The sequence below is a fragment of the Haloarcula sp. K1 genome, from assembly GCF_001647155.1.
Classification (GTDB): Archaea; Halobacteriota; Halobacteria; order Halobacteriales; family Haloarculaceae; genus Haloarcula; species Haloarcula hispanica.
This window is the reverse complement of sequence record NZ_LRHL01000034.1, coordinates 286,375-303,990: the sequence shown is the minus strand read 5'-3', so window position 1 is coordinate 303,990 and position 17,616 is coordinate 286,375. Positions and strand designations below refer to the sequence as shown.

Sequence of the window (17,616 nt, the reverse complement as noted above, 5' to 3'; positions counted from 1 at the left end):
CGGACGGTATTACGGGGGATCACAGCCGGCGCACAGGGTAGTTTCAAACTGTGAGAGCGTTCAGGCGGATTTATTACGCTGCCGAAGCACCGTTTCGTATGGAGATAGCCGAGCGCTCGCGAGCGCGGGTGCAGGAACGCCTCGCCCGGCTCGAACAGGAGTTCGGCTCGACGCCGGTGGACCAGACCACCTTTTCGGTGGGTTCGGAGGCGTACCAGCGTGCTGTCGAGCGCTCACGGGAAGGACAGGTGGACGTACACGCATTCGTCCACAACGAGTCGGGCGACGTGCTACTCAGCGACGCCGACGGGTCCTGGGAGATACCACAGGGACAGACACAGGGGGCCGAGCGGCCGGCGGCAGCGGCCGAACGAGTCGTCACCGAAACAGCCGGCGTCTCGTGTACCATTCGGGACGCGGTTCGGGCGACCATCTGTGGTGTGCGAAACGAGGCAGACCCGGACGCCGAGACGGTGTATCGACTCAGTATCGTGTTCGACGCCGAAATCAACAGGGCCGCGCCCGGCGGCAGTGACGCCGAGACGGTCGCTGAGGCCGAAGCGTCGATTCGATGGGACGACTCAAGCGATGTCGCGGTCGCGGAACTGGTTTAGATAACGCCGGTGACCGTCGCCGCTTCGATCGCCGCTTCTTCACTCATACCGTCCCCGAGCACCGTGTAGCGGTCGCGGATCTGGTGAGCTGTGGTCAGCGCTTCGATCACCGTCTCGTCGTCGATACCAAGTTCGTCTGCCGTCGTCGGCGCGCCGATGGCCGCCAGCGCGTCTCTGGCGTCTCGCCACTTGCCTTTCTGGCCGCTGTGGAGGTACTCGGTCATTATCGAGCCGACACCGACCTGATGGCCGTGGAGCGCGCCGTCGGGGACGAGCCGGTCCAGCTGGTGGGAAAACAGGTGTTCTGCGCCGCTCGCCGGCCGGGAGGAGTCAGCGATGGACATCGCGACGCCGGAGGAGACGAGCGCTTTCACGACAATCCAGGATGACTCCTCGAGCCCCTGCTTTATCGAGTCAGCGCTCTCGACGAGCATCTCGGCGGTCATCTGGGAGAGCGCGCCGGCGTACTCCGAGTAGTGGACGTTCTTCAGGCGATGGGCGAGCTGCCAGTCCCGAACCGCAGTGTAGTTCGAGATGATGTCGGCACAGCCGGCGGTGGTCAGCCGCCAGGGGGCCTCTGCCAGCACCTCGGTGTCGGCGATGACGGCCAGCGGCGGTTCGGCGGCGACGCTGTGGCGCGTATCACCTTCGGGGACAGAGCCGCGGCCGGAGACGATGCCGTCGTGGCTCGCGGCCGTCGGGACCGAGACGAAGCCCAGTCCCAGGTCGTCGGCCGCCATCTTCGTGATGTCGATAGCTTTCCCACCGCCGACACCAAGCAGGAAGCCCGCGTCGATGTCGCTCGCGTGGTCGATGACCTGCTGGACGGCATCGAAACTGGCCTCCTCGATGACGATCTCGGATGGGTCGTACCCCTCGTCCTCGAACTGTGCGACGACCCGCTTGCCGGCGACATCGTGTGGCGTCGGACTGGAGACGACGAGCGGTCGGCCGGTCAGGTGGAGTTCGCTGACGGCCTCTATCGTCTGCCCGAGGACTCCGTGCCCGACCACGACGTTCCGGGGGAGGCGAATCCAGGTGCGTTTCTCGAACATGGTTGCCTGTCTCCGGGCACGCGTGAAAACAGTTTAGGTGCAACTGGCGGTCCGACTGCGCGGCAACCGAAATCTTTTAACAACAATCACACGCCAGTTTTCCAAAAACAATTATTAACATCACTGTTTGGGTGTGCCTGTCATGCCACATGACACGACTGACGACGGTATGCGGGCGTCTCGGCGGACATTTCTGAAAGCGACCGGTGTGGCCACGGCAGCGGCCGCAACCGGCGCAGGTGTTGGGACCGCCGCGGCGCAACCGGACGTCGATTCGCTCGTCGGCGACCTCACACTGGAACAGAAAGCGGCCCAGATGACACAGGTCGCGATCAGCTCCTTCGAGGCGGAGCCGAAGGGATCGAACGTCCCCGACAGCTTCGGGGTCGACACGGTCGGCGAGTACTTCAGCGAACTCGGCGTCGGGTCGATCCTCTCGGGTGGGGCCGAGCCGCCGAGCTTCGACGCCAGTAGCGTGGTCGAGGGCATCAACGCCCTCCAGAAGTACAACCTCAACAACGCCGACCACGACATTCCGTTCCTCTACGGCGTCGACGCGACACACGGAAACGGCCTGCTGGAGGGGGCAACGGTGTTCCCCCAGCGGCTGAACATGGGTGTGACGCGCGACCTGAGTCTGATCGCGGAGGCCGAACGGCACACGAGCGACGCGACGGCGTCGATGGGGGCACACTGGACGTTCGCACCGACGACGGACCTCCAGCGGGACCCCCGCTGGGGCCGCTTCTTCGAGGGCATCAGCGAGGACCCGAAACTCGAAGCAGATGTCTCGCGAGCGCGGGCGCGAGCGCTTGAGGACGACGACCGGCTGACGGCGTGTGTCAAACACTTCGCGGCCTACTCGGTCCCGAACAACGGCAACGACCGCGCACCGGCCTCGACGTCGCTGCGTGACCTCCGGACGAACATCCTCCCGCCGTACCGGGAGGCGCTGGAGTCCGAACCCGGGACGGTGATGGTCAACAGCGGGTCGATAAACGGAGTTCCGGCCCACGCCTCCCACTGGCTGTTGACGACGCTGCTCCGCGACACCTACGGCTACGAGGGGATGGTCGTCTCGGACTGGGACGACCTGAATCGGATGCTCACGAACCACGACTACGCGCCAGACTTCGAGACGGCGACCGAGATGGCCATCAACGCCGGCGTGGATATGTACATGATTGGCAACGGCGGCGACGCGCCGGGACCGGTCCAGTTCATCGACACCGTGGTCGGTCTCGTCGAAGACGGCGCGATTCCGATGGAGCGCATCGACGAAGCGGTCCGCCGCATCCTCGAACTGAAGGCCGACCTCGGCCTGTTCGAGCAGCCGACAGTCGACGAGTCCCGCATCGGCAACGTGCTCGGCGGCGCACAGGAGACCGCCGAAACGATGGCCAAGGAGTCGCTGGTCCTCCTGAAAAACGACGCGGACACGCTCCCGCTGTCGGGCGACGAGAGCGTCCTGCTGACCGGCCCCGGCGTCGACGGCGACGGCAACAACACCCGCGCGCTGATGCAACACGGCGGCTGGACGCTGGGCTGGCAGGGGGCCAGCGCCGGCGGCCCGTATCCCCGCCAGAATCTCCTCGAAGAAGAGCTGCGATCCCGCGTCGGCAGTCTCACCCACGTCCCCACCTCATATGAGAACACCACCTGGTGGGCCGGCGAGGGCGACGGCGAGAACCAGCAGAGCGACGAGAACGGGAATTTCGATTTCACCGATGAACAGCGGTCACAGGTCGAGTCGGCGACCCCCGAATCCGACGCCGTGGTCGTCGTTATCGGCGAGGGGACCCACAACGAAGGCTTCGGCGACCGTGACGAACTGGTACTCGACGAGTCCCAGCAAGCGCTTCTGGATACCGTCGTCGCGTCCGCCGACGATTCGACGCCGATCATCGGCGTCATGCTCGCCGGCGCGCCGCGGGGGTCCCCGGAGACGTTCAGCCGGCTCGACGCTTTCCTGTTTGCCGGCCAGCCCGGCAGCGACGGCGGGGTCGCCATCGCCGAGACGCTGGTCGGCGAGTACAACCCCTCGGGCAAGCTCCCGTTCAGCTGGCCCGAGAACGTCGGCACGACGCCCGTGCAGTACAACCGCTACGAGCCGACGTCGACGGGCGGAACGGACAACACTGCGATCTACGAGTACGGCCACGGCCTCTCCTACACTGACTTCGAGTACGGGAGCGTCTCGATCACACAGCCCACCGTCGGCAACCCGGCCAACCAGTCCGAAGTGACCGTCGGCGTCGAGGTGACAAACACCGGCCGGATGGCCGGCGAGCACATAGTCGAAGTGTTCAATACCCAGTCCTACGGCTCGGTGCTCCAGCCGAAGCGCCGCCTGCTCGGCTACGAGCGCGTCTCGCTGGATTCCGGCGAGTCAGCCACGGTGGACGTGACCGCCGACCTGACGGCGTTAGAAATCGTCCCCGGTGACGTGCTCGGAGTCGTCCCGAAGGTCGTTGAAGCCGGCGAGTACGAACTCACTGTCGGCCAGGACGGCCCGACGACCACGCTCACCGTCCAGAACACGGCGAGCATCACCGATCCGGACCCCGTTCCGGGGCTCCCGAACGGGTCAGGGGGCAACCCCGGTCAGAGCAATGGGAACGGGAGCGGAAACAACGGCAACAACGGGAACGGAAATGGCAACGGCGACAACACCAGCCGCGACCCCACCATGGAAGACGTCGTCGACCTGCTCGACGAGGTTCGGCAGCGTTCCTGAGCAGGCCGCCGCGGTCCCGCTCTGCCGGTGCTCCCCGTGCTCTGGAGCACCACAACGTACAGACACACGCCGGCCCGCTCGCACGCCCACAAATCATTATATATACTCAGTGATACTATCTGAAACAGCGATCCAATGACACGAAGCCAGCTAACACGGTTTGAGCGGGACAGTTATGCCTGACTCCACACGCCAACCCAACGCGACCGTTCGGGACCGACTCCAGCAGTACGGCCTCTCCGAAACAGAGGCCGAAACGTACCTCGCTGTCGTCGAAACGGGACCGGCGACAGCCCGGACGGTGGCTGAAACAGCGGGGGTCTCCAAGAGCTACGTGTACGACATCTGTGATTCGCTGGCCGCGGACGGCTTCGTCACCGTCGACGACCACCGGACGCCGACGGTCATCCGTGCGACGCCCCCGTCGGAGGCTTTCGGCACGCTGAAGCGCGAACTCGACACGCTGGAGACGGCAGTACAGACCCGGTACGAGAACAACTCGGCCGACGACAACTCCTTCGAGGTGGTCAAATCCAGACCGACCATCATCAAGCGCCTGAAACAGCACATCGAAGCCGCCGAATGCGAGGTCGTGCTCCAGGTCCCGGCCCGTCGGCTCCCGGAGATCCGCGACACGCTCCGCCGTGCCCGCGAGCGGGGCATCCTCGTGCTTCTGACGCTGTCGAGCTACGACGCGGCAACGACGGAACTGGAACTGGAGGGCGTCGCCAACGCCGTCCGTCTCGGCCTCGACGGCGCGCCCTCGTTGCTTGCGACGGACCAGCAGCGCGGGTTCGTCTCGCCGTCGACGATGCTCAGCTGGGACCACGACGAGACGAACGCGATCACGTTCACGCAGGAGGCGGTCGCGGCGGTGTTAGTCGGTTCCTACCTGGGCAATTACTGGCCGATAGGTGAGGAGGTCCTCCTTTCGCGGCCGCCATCGCTTCCGGCCCGGTACGACATGTTCCGCCCCGTCGTGTTCACGACCACGCTCGCGCTCCGGGCCGGCGAGTCCGTCGTCGCCGACCTGTACGCGCGGCCGACAGGCTCCGACGACGATTTCGAAGTGATATCCGGCGAGGTGGTCGATGTCCGACAGAACCTCGTCGAACCGCACAACAGCGACTTCGGGTTCGAGAACTCGCTGGTCGTCGACACCGGACAAGACCACATCGCTGTCGGCGGATACGGCGCGTTCTTGGAGGACTACGAGGTCAAGCACACGACGCTCCGCCGGGCGTAGTGATCACCCGGTCAGGCGGTCGATAAGCGTCGCTTCCGTGTCTCGGTCCGGGCCGAACTCCCGGCCGGTTCGGTCGTTCTCCCGATGCTCGGCGACGGTCACGGCCAGCGCCGTCTCGTGGGGCGTCGACGACCAGCCCAGGTCGCGGAGCTTCGCCGTCGACAGCAGATGCGGCGAGTCGCGGTAGATGGGGAAGTCGTCGGGGTCCAGTCCCGCCGCCGCGAGCTCACGCTCGCCGACGCCGATGGTCTCGACGGACGTGTCATGTACTCCGGCGAGCAGGTCAACCCACTCCCGGAGCGTCGGCGCGTGCTCGTCGCCGACGTTGTAGGCTTCGCCGGCCGTCCCTCGCTCCGCGACGAGGCGAAGCGCGCTCGCCACGTCCTCGACGTAGGCCATCTGCCACAGACTGAGGCCGTCGCTAGGTACCACAATTCGGTCGTACTCGGCCACGCGGTCCACCCAGTAGGCGAACCGCTCGGTGTAGTCGTAGGGGCCGTACACGACGGTCGGCCGGACGCTCATCGCCCGCACGCCGTCCTCCGCGGCGGCGAACACCTCGCGGTCGCCTTCAGCTTTCCGTGGCCCGTAGGTCTCCGCGCTGTCGGTTGTGGCCTGCTCGGCGGTACAGCCTGCAAGCGGTGTCTCTCCCTCCCGTTTGGGCGTCCGTTCGACGCCGTAGGCCGCGCCGCTCGAGACGTACACGTACGCCTCGGCGTCAGCAAACACGTCGGTCGCCGCCCGGACATCTTCCGGGAAATACGCTACGCAGTCGACGACTACGTCGGGATCGATCTGCTTGCGGGCGGTTTCGAGTGTGTCCCGCTCGTTCCGGTCGCCCTTGATGTGAGTGACATCGGAGTTCGTGAACGGATTCGAGCGCTGGCCGCGGGTGAGCATCGTCACGTCGTAGCCCGCGTCGCGGAACTCGGTGACCGTGTGTCGGCCGATGAACCTGCCGCCGCCGATGACGAGGACGCTATCCATACGCTGTGCTCGGACGGGACCAGCAAAACAGTGTGGCTCACCGCCGGAGTCTGCCGCAGGTCCGACAGTCGATACCGATTGTTTGCCGGGGCGGCAAGACGACCGGTTCCTCCGCAGAATGCGATGATAGAACCGGCAATGTACGGTTCAAGACGACGTCTCATGCCAGTCCCGTTGCGGGTGTTTTTATGTAACCGGATAGTAGCAGACCCAGTGACGGGTCAGTTGCGTGCTGTCTCTTCGGTCATTTCAGTTATCCTTCTCGTGGCGGTAACTGTCGTTCTCGCGGCAGTGCTGTCTATGGCGACGGTTGACCTCGCGGAGACGTTGGATGATACAGCGCCCGTAATCGGCCAATCAGACGGTGAGTTCGCCGCACAGGATGGGTTCGACGGGGGCATCGTCCGTATCACGCACGTTGCTGGAGATGTCGTCCGTGTCTCGGATATCGAAGTGGCAGTCAGTGCCGACTGTAGCGGTGACGGAACTGAAAAGCACGGGCGGTTAGTCAATCTGCCGGCGAAATCCGGTGACCGGCCACAGAGTGACAACATCGAGGGCGACGATCTCTTCGACGAGAGCACTGGCTCGCTCACGGAGCGCGGTGCCGATGATACCGGGGCACTGGTTACGGACGAGTTCCGCCCCGGTGACGTTATCATCTTCCGAATCGCAGGCGGGGACTGTGACTTGCAGTCGGGCGACACGGTAACCGTCCGAGTCGTGCACACCCCGTCGAACGCGGTTATTATCCGACAGGAATTAACTGCATGACTCGACAGGTACCCGGCACAGCGGGACAAAAACGAACGAGGCGCTCCTTCTTGCCTGTGGTCAGTTCCCGCCCGTTGCGTTCGTCACGTTTGTCGAGAACCCCGTATCGGCACTGGAAGTGTTTCCGCCGCTACTCCTGCCAGTCTGCAGGATAATCGGTGTCCCCTCGTCGTCAGTCGCCAGAATGACCTTATCCGAATCGTCGATGCTCTGCACGTACTGCTGTTTCAGCACGACCGGGTTGTCCCGAAGCGCCTCGCCGCGGATCTCGATAACCCGGGCGTCGGCTTCGGCCTGAATCTCCTGACGTTTCTTCTCGCGTTCGGCCTGTTGAATCTCGAACTTCTTCTCTTCGACGCGTTGCTTGGCGATTTCCTTGTCGTTGAGCGCCTGGTCGTACGAGTCCGGGAGGTCGACGTCACGGACCTGTACCTCTTCGAGGACGAGCGCTTCGCCCTCAAACGCGGATTCGAGTTTCTGCTGTGCCGCCTCACCAAGCCGCTCGCGGCCGCTGTTGGTGTATATTTCGCTTGTCTGGATACCGGCGGCCTCGTCACGGAGTTGCGACCGAACGGACGGTCGAATAAGCCGTTCCTCCGCCTGTTCGACGTTCCGCCATTCCGTGACGAACCCTGACGCGTCCGCTTCTTCGACCTTGTACCGGACGGTGATGTCGATGTCGACCGTCGTCCCGTTTATCGTCTGGACGGTCACCGCATCGGATTGGGCCGCTCTGTCGCCTTCGCCCTCGGTGTTGGCCATGGTGTAGGTCCGTGGCCGGATTTCCACGTCCTGGACCGAGTCCTTGACAGGCACGATGATGTGTGCGCCCGGTTGGAATTCAGCGCCGGTTACCGCGCCGAACGATTTCTGGACGCCGACGTGGCCTTCGGGGACCTGATGATAGCCACCGAACAGGGCCGTTGCGACGGCAAGGGCAACAACGATGCTGACGCCGATACGGAGGCCGCGGCCGACATCGATGTCGATATCCGACCCGGAATCAGGGCCAGGGTCAGGGATGTCACTCATGCTGTGCTCCGATGCGATACCACGGTTGGTTTACAGGGACCATGTCCCGCACTTTGGCCCGACGGCTATAGAGCCAGCGGTTGATTGTCACAGTGTCGCACTAGGGCTACCGGACCTCCCTCTCAATTGTGATCGAAAAAAGCGAGCTATTGCCGACTGATATCCAAAACCGACGAATAACCGCGCGTCAGTCGTCTGTCGAGGCGGCGAAGTCGGCTTCGGCGGCTTCGGCACTCGGCGCGGCCTTGGCCGGCGGCTCGTTGCGCACGTCGTCGCGCTCGCGGTCGGCGATGACCTCGGCGTAGGCGTCGGGCATCACCTTCGTGAAGTTCTCCACTTCGGCGTCCCAGTCATCGAGCAGTTCCGCCGCGCGGTCGGAGTCGGTGTAGGCGGCGTGGTTCTCGACGAGTCGGGTAATCATCTGGCGGTCCTTGCCTTCGAGCGTATCAGCCAGCGACACCATGCCGGTGTTTGCCTTCTCGGCGAACTCGCCGTCGGGGTCGTAGACGTAGGCGACGCCGCCGGACATCCCGGCCGCGAAGTTCTTGCCCGTCTCGCCCAGCACGACGATAGCGCCGCCGGTCATGTACTCACAGCCGTGGTCGCCGACGCCCTCGACGACGCCCTTGACCCCGGAGTTTCGGACGGCGAAGCGCTCGCCGGCCATGCCGTTGACGTAGGCCTCGCCCTGGGTCGCGCCGTACAGCGCGACGTTGCCGATGACGATGTTCTCCGCCGGGTCGAAGGGAGCGTTGTCCGGCGTGTTCAGGATGAGCTTCCCACCGGAGAGCCCCTTGCCGACGTAGTCGTTGGCCGTCCCGGTCAGTTCCATCGTCACGCCCTGTGCGAGGAACGCACCGAAGGACTGGCCGGCCGTGCCGTCGAAGTCCACCCGGATGGTGTCGTCGGCGAGGCCGTCGCCGCCGTGCTCGCGGGAGATGCGGTTCGAGAGGGTTGCCCCGACCGCACGGTTGACGTTGTTGATCTCGGTGTCGATAGCGACCGGATCACCGTCGTAGATGGCGTCTTCGGCGGCGTCGATGAGATCCCAGTCGAGCTGTTCGTCGACTTCGTGTGTCTGTTCCTCCTGCTTGTAGCGGCCGTCGTTGTCGGCCGGCTCAGCGATGACTCCCGAGAGGTCGAGCTTCTGGGCCTTCGGCTGGGACACGTCGTCGCGCTGTGCCAGCACGCTCGGCCGGCCGACCATCTCGTCTATCGTCTCGAAGCCGAGTTCAGCCATAATCTCACGCAGTTCCTGTGCCACGAACGTCATGTAGTTGATGACGTGCTGTGGCTCGCCGGGGAACCGCTCCCGGAGGTTCTCGTTCTGCGTGGCGATACCGACCGGGCAGGTGTTCTCGTGGCACTGTCGGGCCATCACGCAGCCGGAGGTGACCATCGACGCGGTCCCGAAGGTGTACCCCTCGGCACCGAGCAGGGCGGCGACGGCCACGTCGCGGCCGGTCTTCATGCCGCCGTCGGTGGTCACCTTGATGCGCGAGCGCAGGCCGGTGGCCCGGAGCATCTGGTTGGCCTCCGAGACGCCGAGTTCCCACGGGAGGCCGGCGTTCTTGATGGAGGTCTTGGGCGACGCGCCGGTGCCGCCGTCGTGGCCCGAGATGTGGACCACGTCGGCGTTGGCCTTGGCGACGCCGGCCGCGATGGTCCCGATGCCGTCCTCGGAGACCAGTTTGACGTTGATGTCCGCCTCCGGGTTCGAGGCCTTGAGGTCGTGGATGAGCTGTTTCAGGTCTTCGATGGAGTAGATGTCGTGCAGCGGCGGCGGCGAGATGAGGCCGACGCCCGGCGTCGCGTACCGGACGTGGGCGATCATTTCGTTGACCTTCTTGCCGGGCAGGTGGCCGCCTTCGCCGGGCTTCGAACCTTGCGCCATCTTGATCTGGAGCTCGTCGGCCGACGCGAGGTAATCCGAGGTGACGCCGAAGCGGCCGGAGGCGACCTGCTTCGTGGTACACTCCTTCTCGGTGTCGAACCGCTCGGGCGGCTCGCCGCCCTCGCCGGTGTTGGCGTTGGCCCCGAGCCGGTTCATTGCGATGGCGTTGTTCTCGTGCATCTCGGGCGATAGCGACCCGAGCGACATCGCCGCGGTCTCGAAGCGCTCGACAATGTCGTCGACCGGCTCGACATCCTCGATGGGGATGGACTCGCGGTCGGAGTCGAATTCGAGTAGGCCACGCAGCGTCTGGAGTTCCTCGTTCTGGTCGTTGACCAGCTCGGCGAACTCCTTGTACGTGTCGTAGTCACCCATGCGGACAGCCTGCTGGATCTTGCCGACCGTGTTGGGGTTCCACTGGTGGTGGATGCCGTTCGAGCGGAACTCGTACTCGCCCTGGCGGGACATCTCCGGCTCTTCCTCGCTCCAAGCGATTTCGTGGCGCTGGGTGAGGTCGTCCTCGATCTCCTCGATGCCGATACCCTCCGTTCGGCAGGTCGTCCCCTCGAAATACTCGGCGATGAAGTCCGAGGAGAGGCCGACGGCCTCGAAGATCTGAGCGCCCTGGTAGGACTCCACGGTGGAGATACCCATCTTGGCCATCGTCTTCAGAAGGCCGTCCTCGACGGCGGTGATGTAGGCGTCGATAGCGTCGGCGAGGTCCGCGCCGTCCGGTCCAGCGACCAGATCCTCGATGGTCTGGTAAGCCAGGTAGGGGTTGACCGCGCCAGCGCCGTAGCCGATGAGCGTCGCGAAGTGATGCACCGCACGCGGGTCGCCGGACTCGACGACGAGCCCGACGTGGTTGCGGAGGCCGTTGCGGACGAGGTGGTGGTGGACGCCACCGACGGCCAGCAGGCTCGGAATCGGCACGCGGTCCTCGCTGGCCGAACGGTCCGAGAGCACGAGGATGTCGTGCTCTTTGGCAGCGGCGTCGGCTTCGGCCCGCACGTCTTCGACGGCCTGACGAAGGTCGCCGCCCTCTTTGTAGGTAATATCGATGACCTTCGTGGACATGCCGTTGGCGTTCAGGTCCTTGATCGACGCCGTCTCCTCGTCGGTGAGGATCGGCGAGTCGAGGACGAGTTGGCGGGCGTGATCTTGGCTCTCGTCGAGCATGTTGCGCTGGAACCCGAGCCGGGATTCCAGCGAGGTGACGAGTTCCTCGCGGATGTAGTCGAGCGGCGGGTTCGTCACCTGGGCGAACAGCTGCTTGAAGTAGGTGAACAGCGGACGGTTGAACTGCGAGAGGACCGACAGCGGCGTATCGTCGCCCATGGAGCCGACGGGGTCTTTCCCTTTCTCGGCCATCGGCTCGATGAGGTGGTCGACCTCGTCGTACGTGTAGCCGTACATGGCCTGGTGGCTTCGGAGGGCATCCGCGGGGTCCCGGGGCGCGTTGTCCCCGCGGTCGGCGACCTCGTCGAGGGCGACCTGTTCCTCGGCGACCCACTCGCCGTACTTGTCGTCCGTGATGTCGTCGAACACTTCGGCGTCGGGGATGACACGCCCCTCTTCGGGGTCGGCGAGGAAACACTGTCCGGGCTGGAGCCGGCCGCGCTCTTGAATCTCGCTGGCGTCGTGTTCCAGCGCGCCGGCTTCCGAGGACATCACGAGCGTGTTGTCCTCCAGCACGTCGTAGCGACACGGGCGCAGCCCGTTCCGGTCCAGCACGGCACCGATGCGGTCGCCGTCGGTGGCCGCGACGAGCGCCGGGCCGTCCCAGGGTTCGACCAGCGAGGCGTGGTAGTCATAGAAATCACGCCGGTCACCGGTCACGTCGTTCATCTCGCCGCGCCAGGCCTCCGGGATGAGCATCCGGAGCGCGTGGGGGAGGTCGCGGCCGCCCTGCAGCAGGAGTTCGAGCGCGTTGTCGACGCTCGCGGTGTCCGACTGCTCGGGGTCGTCGATAATCGGCTTGATTTTCTCTAAGTCGCCCTCGAACTCGTCGCTCTGGATGTCAGTCTCCCGAGCGCGCATCCAGTTGATGTTCCCCTGAATCGTGTTGAACTCGCCGTTGTGGATGACACGGCGGTAGGGGTGGGCAAGGTGCCACGCGCCCAGCGTGTTCGTCGAGAAGCGGGCGTGGACCATCGCGAACGTGGACTGCAGCCGCTCGTCTTCGAGGTCAGGGTAGTAGTCTTCGAGCTGTTCGGCCTTGAGCAGGCCTTTGTACACCACTACGTCGGTCGCGAGCGAGACAACATAGAAGCGCTCGTGACCCGGTGGTTTCGCTTCCTTGACGGTGTTTTCGAGCGACCGGCGGCCGATATACAGTTGATTCTCGAAGGCGTCGCCGGTCTTGCCCGTCGCGGAAGTGACGAAAAACTGGACGATGTCCGGCTCAGATTCGAGCGCCGTCGCGCCGAGGTCGCTGTTGTCAGTCGGGACGTCGCGCCAGTCGAGGACGTCCAGGCCCTCTGCGGCGAGTTCCGTCTCGACGAGGTCCTTCAGACTCCCGGCGACCTCGTCGTCTTTCGGGAGAAAGAGCGTGCCAACGGCGTATTCGCCGGCAGGCGGCAGGTCGGCGTCGACTTCGGCAGCGAAAAACTCGTGGGGGATCTGGAGCATGATGCCCGCTCCGTCGCCCGTATCTTGCTCGGCTCCTGTCGTCCCTCGATGTTCGAGGTTGTCGAGGAGTTCGAGTCCGTCCGATACAACCCAGTGGTCGCTCTGGCCGTCGAGGTCCATGACGACCCCGACGCCACAGTTCGACCGTTCGTCCGTGGGATCTGCAAGCCCGGCGTCGCCTGCAGAGAGACCTGTCTGTCGCTCAACCATGTGTTTCACGACTGGGGATGCCACTATAAGAGGGTAATCCTAATGGTATTAGTGTTGTTTAACCCCACATTAGGGAGTATATATTTATAACGATTGTTGGGGCTGTATCATGGTTTATAAACGGTCGTCCGCAGGCTGGCGGTTCACACGCTGTTCAGCTGAGCACAGGAGCGGATGACTGCTCGATACCCGAAACGTAGGCCGTCATGTCAGTCGTCGTCAACATTCCGACGACTCCTTCCGTCTCATCGACGACAGGGAGGTGGTGGACACTGTGGTCCAGCATCAGGCTTGCGGCCGCCTCGATGGGGTCGTTTGCCGTTACTGTAACCGGCTCCGTCGTCATGAAGTCAGACACGTCTAGCGCCGTCGTATCGCCACCTTCTGCGGCGATTTCGACGAAATCCGTGGAAGTGAGAATCCCCAACAACGCTCCGTCAGCGTCGACGACAACAACAGAGCTGATGTTCTCGTCGAGCATCCGCTTGGCGACCGCTTTCGCGTTCGCGTCAGCAGCAACAGTGGTGACAGGCGATGACATAATTCGTCCGACAAACACGTCGTCCATGACAGCCGATAACATAGGGCGAGGTATAACCGTGTTGGTTCCGGATATTTACCGATTGCAGCGATGCAGAGAAATATATAAGGTCTTAATATTCTGCGCTCGCGCCGACGAATGCACCACCCAACCAGTCGCTCGCTGTCTCCCCGACGCCGCATCCCGACTGGTCGATCACGTCGGGGCTGTCGGCCCACCGCTGATGACCCAGAATGGGCGATACATCCACGGTTCCCACGACGGTATCTGTTCGCCGTTTGGCGTTTGTATGACTGTAGTCTGACGGCGATTTATATACATAGAGACAGCAGTGGTCATCGGGGGCACGGAGGAAAATGTCACACGCTCCCCGACCCCATCCTTCCTTCATACTGCCGGCTGTGTTAGTGAAGATGCCCGCTACCCAGAGGTGGCAAGACACTTCACCGGCTCACAGCCGGCAGTATCGGTGGGCCGGCAACTATCTATGCAAGCCCCTCGTATATGAATTAAACCATGTCTGGTCATGGACCCAGCGTCGCCATCGCCTGTCAGGGCGGCGGCAGCCACAGTGCGTTTACCGCCGGTGTGCTGCAACGACTCCTACCAACTGTCGACAACGAGTACAATCTCGTGGGGTTGAGTGGTACTTCCGGTGGCGCGCTCTGTGCGGTCACGGCCTGGTACGGACTGCTCAGTGATGGCCCCGACGACGCCGAGAAGCTGCTGGGAGACGTCTGGTGTGACGTCGCCGCCACGACACCGCCCTCGGTCCTGCTGAACGAGTCGCTCGTCTGGCGCAAGCGACTACAGAATCTCATGGTCCCTGCGGCCGACATCTCGCCCTACGCGACGCCAGGAGCGGTCGGCCACGACTGGTTCCTATCGCTGCTCGACCGCCACATCGAGTTCGACGAGTTCGACAGTCTCGCCGACGAGGTACCACCGCATGTGACCGTCGGCACGGTCAACGTCAACAGCGGCGTGTTCGAGACGTTCACCGACGATGCCATCACAGCGAGGACGGTACTGGCCTCGGCCGCGTTCCCGCTGCTGTACAAAGCCGTCGAACTGAACGGTCACTGGCACTGGGACGGCCTGTTCTCACAGAACCCACCGATCCGGGAGTTCCTGACCAGCGACCGACCGAAACCGGACGAGATCTGGGTCATCCAGATCGAGCCACAGACCCGCGACGACCGACCGACATCGCTTGCGGAGATCACCGACCGCCGGCAGGAACTATCGGGGAATCTCTCGCTGAATCAGGAGCTGTTCTTCGTCCGGAAGGTCAACGAATGGGTCGAAAAGGGGTATCTCCCGGACGATTTCAAACACATCGAGATACGGCGACTGGGACTCGATGAAAAGCTGACAGCAGCTTCGAAGCGCGACCGCGACCCTCGGTTCATCGAGGACCTCATGGAAACGGGCCGGGCCGAAGCCGGCGCGTTTCTGGACCGGATACCGGAGTAAGCACCCGCCTTCTCAGTAGCTCTTCGCGAAGTACGCCGTCTCCTCGGCGTCCTCACCGCAGATGGCGCAGTCGTCGTGGATCGGCTCCTCGTCGCGGTCGAGGGGAACCATCACGATTTCGGCCGCGATAGCGTCTTTGATCGGTTCCTCACAGTCCGCGTCGCCACACCAGCCACACTTCACGTAGCCGCCGTGCTGGCCGATAGTGCCCAGAATCTCCTCACGGGACTCAGCCTCGCGGATTTCGCCCTCCAGCGTCTCCTCGGCGTCGGCGTACAGCTTGGCGTGGACGGTGTCGAGGTGCTCCTCGACCGTCTCGGCGATGCCCTCGCGGTCGACGGTCGCGTTCTCACCGTCGGGCCGGTGGACCAGCGTGGCTTCCCCGTCCTCGACCTCGTGGGGACCGATTTCGATTCGGAGAGGAACGCCGTGTAGTTCGTGCTCGTTGTACTTGAAGCCGGGATTGCGGTGCTCGCGGTCGTCGAGTTCGACGCGGACGCCGGCGCCGGCCTCGTCCAGTTCGGCAGCGAGGTCGGCGGCGTAGTCGATGACTTCGTCCTTGTTGTCCTCCTGCCAGATGGGGACGACCACGACCTGATCCGGCGCGAGCGCGGGCGGGAGGACGAGCCCCTGGTCGTCGGAGTGAGTCATGATGAGCGCGCCCATCGCGCGCCAGGACAGCCCCCACGAGGTCGTGTGGGCGGTGTTCTCCTCCTCGTCGGCGTCGGCGTATGTGATGTCGAACGCCTCGCCGAAGGAGGTCCCCAGATAGTGAGAAGTGGCGGCCTGAACGGTCTTGCCGTCGGGCATCAGCGTCTCGATGGTCGTCGTGGTGTGTGCCCCGGGGAACTTGTCGTGCTCGGGCTTGCGGCCCTTCAGCGGCGGCATCGCCATGACCTCCTCGTAGAGGCGAGCGTACTGGTCTAGACGAGTCATCGTCTCCTCCCACGCGCCGTCCTCGTCGGCGTGGGCAGTGTGTCCCTCCTGCCAGAGGAACTCCTTAGTGCGGAAGAACGGCTTCGTCTCGGTGGCCTCCCACCGCACGACCGAACACCACTGGTTCAGTCGCATCGGGAGGTCCCGGTGCGAGCGGGTCCACTGGGCCATGAACGGGGCGATGATGGACTCGCTGGTGGGCCTGACGGCGAGGCGCTCTTCGAGTTCCTCGTGGCCGCCGTGGGTCACCCACGCGACCTCGGGGTCGAACCCCTCGACGACGTCTTTCTCCTTCTCCAGATAGCTCTCGGGGATGAACAGCGGGAAGTAGGCGTTCTGGACGCCGGTGTCCTTGAACCAGCCGTCGAGGTTGTTCTGGATACGCTCCCAGATGGCGTAGCCGCGTGGTCGCGTGACGATGAACCCGCCCATGGGGGCGTAGTCCGCGAGGCCGGCCTTCTGGACGACCTCGGCGTACCACTCGCCGGGTGAATGCTCCTTGCTCTCGGTAATGCCGAGTTCCTGCTCGCCACTCATTAGGTGTGTCGTGGCCCACGGCGCTAATAAACTCCCCGAAGGGTGGTGAGCCGCTGGCACGCCGACCGGACCAGTTCGATGCCCCGCTTCGCGCCGCGAGGACCATCGTAGCGGAGGTCGATCTCAGCTCTATTCCGCCCGTATAGAGAGACTGTCTCCGGGCTCCGGGGTACCGAAGGCCGATGCCGCGGAGCCGCCGCGCAAGAACAGCTCCTGATACGGGTCGCCACCTCCAGCCGACCCCGGGACGATAGCGAGGGACCCCTCCGGAACGTCCGATACAGCGTCCCTGACGACGATCTCTCGGGATGCGCCGTTAAGTTCGACAGCGACTGTGTCACTACCGGGTTCGAACTCCGAGGTTCGAATCGAGGTCTTGACGTTCCCGTACCCGTCGACGTGACAGACCACGGACTCGGGCGGGGCCGGGACGTCGTCGAGTGAGCGCTCCGCCCCGAGCGAGGAGCGGTTCCCGTTCGCGATTTCGGCGACCCGGCGCGGGAACACGTCCCGCGAGCGGAACTGGCCGGTGTCGGCCGGCAGTTCGATCTCGCGGAAGGTCGTCGCGCGGCCGGCGATAAACGAGAGGTTGTAGCCGGCGTCGACGGCGACGACGGGGACGCCGTTGTCCAGTTCGAGATAGCACAGGGGCCCGCCGGTGTCGGCCCGCTCCGGCGTCGATTCCGTGGTTCGTGGCGCGGTGTTCGAGTAAATCAGCAGGTCGTCGAACGAGGGATTGTGAGCGCCCAGCTGTGCGATCCAGAACCCCGTGGCGACCGTCGAGAACGGCTGCACCTCGGTCGACTGGACGGTAATCGTCGGGTCTGCGGCAGTGAGACGGTGGACGACCTCCGAGAATGCCGGATCGGCCGGGCCGTAGTCCGCGATGAGATGGACGAACGTGCTCATGAAAGGCTCCGGTCGCTACCACGTCGGTGAACCTGTA

12 protein-coding genes are annotated in these 17,616 nt (G+C 64.2%); 5 read left to right on the top strand and 7 right to left on the bottom strand.

The window, feature by feature from the left end; all coding sequences use genetic code 11:
• Positions 1–98: 98 nt before the first annotated feature.
• Complete coding sequence (locus AV929_RS12160; RefSeq protein WP_014039844.1) at positions 99–614, top strand: NUDIX domain-containing protein; 516 nt, start codon at positions 99–101, stop codon at positions 612–614.
• On the opposite strand, the gene AV929_RS12155 is transcribed toward AV929_RS12160, so the two are convergent.
• Complete coding sequence (locus AV929_RS12155) at positions 611–1,669, bottom strand: NAD(P)-dependent glycerol-1-phosphate dehydrogenase (RefSeq protein ID WP_014039843.1); 1,059 nt, start codon at positions 1,667–1,669, stop codon at positions 611–613. The genes AV929_RS12160 and AV929_RS12155 overlap by 4 nt on opposite strands.
• Before the next feature lie 142 nt (positions 1,670–1,811).
• Here AV929_RS12155 and AV929_RS12150 point away from each other — a divergent pair, with 142 nt between their 5' ends.
• Positions 1,812–4,406, top strand: a complete 2,595-nt coding sequence (locus AV929_RS12150; protein WP_064288371.1) for a beta-glucosidase — start codon at positions 1,812–1,814, stop codon at positions 4,404–4,406.
• A gap of 175 nt (positions 4,407–4,581) precedes the next feature.
• The gene (locus AV929_RS12145; RefSeq protein WP_064288370.1) at positions 4,582–5,652 is read left to right on the top strand and encodes a TrmB family transcriptional regulator sugar-binding domain-containing protein; all 1,071 of its coding nucleotides are present in this window, start codon (positions 4,582–4,584) and stop codon (positions 5,650–5,652) included.
• A gap of 3 nt (positions 5,653–5,655) precedes the next feature.
• Here AV929_RS12145 and AV929_RS12140 read toward each other — a convergent pair whose 3' ends face one another.
• Positions 5,656–6,639 carry an NAD-dependent epimerase/dehydratase family protein gene (locus AV929_RS12140; RefSeq protein ID WP_064288369.1) on the bottom strand — a complete coding sequence of 328 codons (984 nt, stop codon included), beginning with the start codon at positions 6,637–6,639 and terminating at the stop codon, positions 5,656–5,658.
• Positions 6,640–6,852: 213 nt separating this feature from the next.
• Between AV929_RS12140 and AV929_RS12135 the strand changes: the two genes are divergently transcribed.
• The gene (locus tag AV929_RS12135) at positions 6,853–7,413 is read left to right on the top strand and encodes a type IV pilin (RefSeq protein WP_023843170.1); all 561 of its coding nucleotides are present in this window, start codon (positions 6,853–6,855) and stop codon (positions 7,411–7,413) included.
• Positions 7,414–7,473: 60 nt separating this feature from the next.
• Here the strand turns inward: AV929_RS12135 and AV929_RS12130 are convergent, their stop codons facing one another.
• From AV929_RS12130 to AV929_RS12120, 3 genes are all read right to left on the bottom strand, one after another.
• Positions 7,474–8,445, bottom strand: a complete 972-nt coding sequence (locus AV929_RS12130) for a prohibitin family protein (protein WP_014039838.1) — start codon at positions 8,443–8,445, stop codon at positions 7,474–7,476.
• Between the two features lie 187 nt (positions 8,446–8,632).
• Positions 8,633–13,180, bottom strand: coding sequence for a glutamate synthase large subunit (gltB, locus tag AV929_RS12125; protein WP_064288368.1), 4,548 nt, complete (start codon positions 13,178–13,180; stop codon positions 8,633–8,635).
• 154 nt (positions 13,181–13,334) lie between these two features.
• Positions 13,335–13,748, bottom strand: a complete 414-nt coding sequence (locus AV929_RS12120; protein WP_050006892.1) for a CBS domain-containing protein — start codon at positions 13,746–13,748, stop codon at positions 13,335–13,337.
• A 489-nt stretch (positions 13,749–14,237) separates the two neighbouring features.
• Here AV929_RS12120 and AV929_RS12115 point away from each other — a divergent pair, with 489 nt between their 5' ends.
• Positions 14,238–15,197 carry a patatin-like phospholipase family protein gene (locus tag AV929_RS12115; protein WP_014039834.1) on the top strand — a complete coding sequence of 320 codons (960 nt, stop codon included), beginning with the start codon at positions 14,238–14,240 and terminating at the stop codon, positions 15,195–15,197.
• Between the two features lie 12 nt (positions 15,198–15,209).
• Here AV929_RS12115 and proS read toward each other — a convergent pair whose 3' ends face one another.
• A complete protein-coding gene (proS, locus tag AV929_RS12110) occupies positions 15,210–16,670 on the bottom strand; it encodes a proline--tRNA ligase (protein WP_064288367.1) in 1,461 nt (486 codons plus the stop codon).
• Between the two features lie 129 nt (positions 16,671–16,799).
• Complete coding sequence (locus AV929_RS12105; RefSeq protein ID WP_014039832.1) at positions 16,800–17,579, bottom strand: S-adenosyl-l-methionine hydroxide adenosyltransferase family protein; 780 nt, start codon at positions 17,577–17,579, stop codon at positions 16,800–16,802.
• Between the last annotated feature and the right edge of the window lie 37 nt (positions 17,580–17,616).